This window comes from Priestia sp. P5_B4 (genome assembly GCF_056400385.1).
The window spans coordinates 1-3,769 of record NZ_JBFULJ010000358.1 but is presented as its reverse complement, the minus strand read 5'-3'; the positions used below and the strand labels follow the sequence as shown (position 1 = coordinate 3,769).

Here is a 3,769-nt window from a genome sequence, read left to right as displayed (position 1 = left end):
GTCAATGGCTTCCTTATTCGTCTATCCAATATATTTTAATAAAATATTATAACCTATTTACTAATTTCTATTAATTTCCTATAAGCTTTAAACTTATCCATACTTTCTTTAAGCTTAAAAACTTCTGGTGACGCTTGAATATTATTAGTCTCCTCCATATCTAAAACGTCGTGCTTTAATATCAACTCTTTAAATTTATGATTTTCTGTATATAGTGAATTAACAAGTATTAATTCGAATTCAGCATTTGACCATTGAGAACGTAACATGCCAAAATAATATCTTTTATCATCTATAATCGGCTCTCGCCCAGTTGTTTCTTTTATTTTCTCCTGTTCTTCTTTGTCATTCGCTACGTTATTCACTATAAATTTTACTATTCGATAGTTGTTTCTCATATAATGCCCAATACTATTCCCATAATCATCATGAAAATCTTTATATACTTCATCTAATATTTCTTGATTAATAGTATCATCATTTTCAAAAAGCTTCTCTAAATATTCTTTGCGTGTGTAAGAGTGGTTTACCCAACCATTTAATCCTCCCTCAGGATTTTCAAGGAAGTATAGTTTCTTAGCAAAATTATCTTCATAAATAGCTTTTAACCTAGCAATCGCACCCCGACCAGTATAAGTATTTCTTAAATCTGTTATTTTAATACTATTAACAATCTGATGATGTAAAGACAGCATATTAAAAAAAGTAGTTTCTAATTGCTGTTTTTTCATAGTTTCATTAGTTATTTGAGTTTCTTTTCTTGCCTCTTCTGCTTGTTTTACTGATGACGCAGTTTGCTTTACTAATTCCTCAATACTTTGTTGGCTAATTTTTATTTCTTTACGCTGCATAATAATTGTAGCCAATAACAAGACAACACTTGACGCTGTTAAAAAAGCAACCGTTGTCCCACCTATAAAATCTCCGACTGCTCCTATATTAGCCAAAGTTTTATAATTTACTATCCGTGATTTATAATAGTTTCTTATTATAAAGGGCATTGCAATTGACGTGATTATAAATAATACTCCTAAAATTGTAAGGATAATAACAGAAATATCTGATAGCTTAGATTCCTTACTTTTATTAGGATTTCGTTCTTCATCTTTCAAAATTATTCCTCCTTTGGTAATAGTTCGATTTTATCTTACTAGAGGAATTTTTACTATCAAAAATTTTAATAATTGTAAGATTATTAGTATAAAATAGCTATTTATTTACAGGGAAAATATTTTTTCTTGTCGAAATATTGTAATACGACAAGATAGGAAAGGTGAAGAACTATGAGTATGAAAACCGAGAAAGTATTAACATGTCATCATTGTGGTAATAAAACAGCCATGAAAGAAGTAGCGAAGTATCTCCACAAAGAAACGGAAGAAAATTGGGATTATACCTACGACCCTTACAGACCCGTTGAAGTAATTACCTATTTAACAGAGTGGTGTCTTTTCTTATGTCCTGTTTGTATTAATGTTACTTTAGAGAAAGCTAGTCAAAATAGCGAGGAAACTGAACCAGGTGGACAACCAATAATTTCAGAAGAATTATTATATCCATTTAAGACGATAGAAGAAAATTATATTCCTAAAAATGTTGCAAAAGCGTTTGAAGCCGCATTAAAGGTGAAGCAAATCGACGGTGCAATTTGCGCTATTGCCATACGTAGGACTCTTGAAATGATGTGCAAAGACAAAGGTGAAGAAGGTAAAAATTTATATAGAATGTTGAAATCTTTATCAGATAAGGGAGTGTTACCTCCAATTTTAAATGATATGGCAAGTGTCTTGAGAGAAATTGGAAACGCTGCTGTTCATGCAGACGAAGAAGAATTCAACCATGATTTAGTGCCTTCTATGATTGAATTCACCAATATCATCTTGGATTATGTTTATAATTTACCAAAGCAAATTGAACAGATTCAAAATGAAATTAGGAAAAAATCTGTAAAAGCTACAATAGAAATTACATCATCTGTAAAAGCAGAAGTTGAGGTAGTAAAGCAATAACTAAAATAAAATTCTAAAAGTGTAATATTTAATTAATTTGTAAAAGGTTTGTAAGTTAACATGTCGAATTAGTAAGGTTTGAAGGAGGGATGATAATATGAAGCGAGAGGACTTAGAAAGTTTAACTTTGATTGCAATATACTATAGCTTGGAGGATGACTCCAGTACTAAGACGAGTAGAGAGAAAATATTAACTCCTGAATTTGTCGAAAAAAATACTGGTTTTTCTGATTTTAATGAATATAAAGTATTACTTCATCATTTTCAAGAGAATGGCTTAATTAGAGGAATACTGTTTCGTGGTCCGAAAGATAGAATAGAGAACTGCATTCCATATGAAGATGACTTCATAGAAATTACCCCTTATGGTAGGAGCTTAGCAGAAAAAAATGCTAAAAGGTATTTAAGAAATTAAGTGTACATTTTTTGAAATGCTTTCATAATAAAAAACACCGTACAAGTAAGTACGGTGTTTTAAATCAAATTAATAAAGACCTTATTTTGCTTTTAAATTTAAATCGGATACTGTGAACTCTTTTGATAAATCATTTTGATACTTCTTGAAGAATTCTTCTTCTATTCCGAGCAAATTAGACAAAAATTCTATGTCAACCATAAGCGTATCTAAAAGAGTTCGTAATGATAGGTAGTTTTTATCAAACAATAGTTGCAAGATACTTCTTACTTTTCCAGGTCTCATAACTTTCAACTTATCATCAAGTGGTTCAACTACTTTATACCCGAGTTGATTCAACTTTATGTTGAAATATCTATACTGTTGATAGTCTAACAAGTCTAGAAATTGAGCTCGATAAGCAAGCGCTTGGAAAGAAACAAGCCATTTCTTTTTTAAATCCATATAAGAATCAGGATTTGATTTTCTTGGAAGAGTACTAAAGTCTTTAGTGAATTCTTCCTCAGGGAGTAAAAAAGCCCCTGCAAACCAATCGGCTTCTTGCTCATACTGTCTATGCGATTTATTATCTAAAGAAGAAAATTCAACTTTATAGTGTAATAATAAATGCCCTAGTTCATGAGCTAAGTCGAAATTTCTTCTAACTGCAGAGCGTTTTAAATTTCCCAACATTATAAAAGGTCTGTCGTCCTCAGACCATAAACTATAAGCGTCTATCTTTTCCCCTATAGCTTTTTCAAAGATAAATAATCCTTTTTTTTCAAGAATAAATAACAAATTTAAGTTGCTTTTGTTATCTAATCCTAAAAATTCTCTTGCCATCTTAGCTGCTTGATGAATTTTCACCTTAGGCTCGTCATTTGAATTAATCATATATTCAATGACCTTTTCTCTCAAAATGACGATTTCATTCTTTGGATAATGAAGTTTCTTTTCTATAACATTCAAAAATGCGCTGATATATTCAATATTTTTAGCTTCACTTTGAGTTTTTTGAGCACTATTTATAATTTGAGCTCGATAAGCGATATGGCCTTGCTGTATATTCGATTTTCCATTTTTATTAAGGAAATCTTCAGAGTAAAAATATTTACTTTTTACTCTGAAAATCTTTTTCAATTCATTAACAACTTCCAATTTTGGAGACATATAACCATTCTCATATTGCCAAACAGATTGCTCAGTAATTTCAAGCATGTCAGCAAGTTGTTTCCTTGTATAACCATGGAGAATTCGAATGTTGGTCAAATTTGTACCAACAAACATGGATATCTACCTCCTAAACTATATTTCTACTTCTAACTCTTATCATCATCGTCTGATTTTTCTTTATCCAGCTCTTCTT

At 30.6% G+C, this 3,769-nt stretch carries 4 protein-coding genes; 2 read left to right on the top strand and 2 right to left on the bottom strand.

Annotated elements, in window-relative coordinates:
• Nucleotides 1-53 precede the first annotated feature (53 nt).
• Nucleotides 54-1,112, bottom strand: a complete 1,059-nt coding sequence (locus AC1DRF_RS19255) for a putative phage abortive infection protein (RefSeq protein ID WP_260620829.1) — start codon at nt 1,110-1,112, stop codon at nt 54-56.
• A gap of 228 nt (nt 1,113-1,340) precedes the next feature.
• Between AC1DRF_RS19255 and AC1DRF_RS19250 the strand changes: the two genes are divergently transcribed.
• Both AC1DRF_RS19250 and AC1DRF_RS19245 read left to right on the top strand, forming a co-directional pair.
• Complete coding sequence (locus AC1DRF_RS19250; protein WP_477741421.1) at nt 1,341-2,009, top strand: DUF4145 domain-containing protein; 669 nt, start codon at nt 1,341-1,343, stop codon at nt 2,007-2,009.
• 97 nt (nt 2,010-2,106) lie between these two features.
• Nucleotides 2,107-2,424 carry a hypothetical protein gene (locus AC1DRF_RS19245; protein ID WP_221814783.1) on the top strand — a complete coding sequence of 106 codons (318 nt, stop codon included), beginning with the start codon at nt 2,107-2,109 and terminating at the stop codon, nt 2,422-2,424.
• A gap of 81 nt (nt 2,425-2,505) precedes the next feature.
• Here AC1DRF_RS19245 and AC1DRF_RS19240 read toward each other — a convergent pair whose 3' ends face one another.
• On the bottom strand, nt 2,506-3,690 hold the full coding sequence (locus AC1DRF_RS19240) for a spr1629 family repressor/antitoxin (protein ID WP_477741420.1): 1,185 nt from the start codon (nt 3,688-3,690) through the stop codon (nt 2,506-2,508).
• Nucleotides 3,691-3,769 lie beyond the last annotated feature (79 nt).

Bases quoted from the DNA above. Each gene is read 5' to 3' on its own strand.
- AC1DRF_RS19250 (WP_477741421.1), top strand. From the start codon at position 1,341: ATGAAAGAAGTAGCGAAGTATCTCCACAAAGAAACGGAAGAAAATTGG.
- AC1DRF_RS19245 (WP_221814783.1), top strand. From the start codon at position 2,107: ATGAAGCGAGAGGACTTAGAAAGTTTAACTTTGATTGCAATATACTAT.
- AC1DRF_RS19240 (WP_477741420.1), bottom strand. From the start codon at position 3,690: ATGTTTGTTGGTACAAATTTGACCAACATTCGAATTCTCCATGGTTAT.